Below are 578 nucleotides of genomic sequence, written 5' to 3'. Positions count from 1 at the left end.
GGCCCGGCGGGCGCCCCGGCCGGGCCGGGCGGCGGGGCGGGCGGCGGAGCGGGCGCGTCCTCGGCCGGGTCGTACCGCTCCAACTGCTGGAACAGGTGCACCTGGCAGTACCCCCGGGTGGCGGAGGTCGGACACTCCCCCGGCGCGCCCACCGGGCAGCGGTAGATCACGGTCGCCACGAGGTCTCCCGAAGGGTCACGCCGCGCCGGACCAGGTCCCGTTCGATCCGGCCCAGGTCCCCGGGGCGCGGCACCCCGATCACCCGGACCTCGCCCTCGCTCACCTGGACCTGGAGGTCGGGCCGCTCCGGCCGGTGGTCCAGGTAGGGCGCGTACCGCTCGCGGCCGAGCGCCGTGCGGGTGACCAGCCGCTGGTTGGCCGAGCCGCGCCAGGCGAGCCGGGTGGGCCGCCCGGCGCGGTAGCGGCCGGTGATCACCGCGTCGGCGCCGTCCAGGGCGGCGGCGGTGGCCGGGTCGGCGGCCAGTTCCTCCGGTTCCCAGCCGGTGTACACCAGCAGGTCGGCGGTCACGCCGGCCCGGCGGCGTTCCGCGTCGGCGGCGGCGAGCAGCGCGGCGAGC

Annotated in this window: 1 protein-coding gene; it reads right to left on the bottom strand. The window is 79.4% G+C overall.

The features are described from left to right. Positions 1–166 precede the first annotated feature (166 nt). Positions 167–511, bottom strand: coding sequence for a hypothetical protein (locus tag ABD308_RS19210; protein ID WP_344336156.1), 345 nt, complete (start codon positions 509–511; stop codon positions 167–169). Positions 512–578 lie beyond the last annotated feature (67 nt).

Source organism: Kitasatospora putterlickiae (assembly GCF_039527695.1).
Lineage (GTDB): Bacteria > Actinomycetota > Actinomycetes > Streptomycetales > Streptomycetaceae > Kitasatospora > Kitasatospora putterlickiae.
This window is presented reverse-complemented; position numbering and strand designations above follow the sequence as displayed.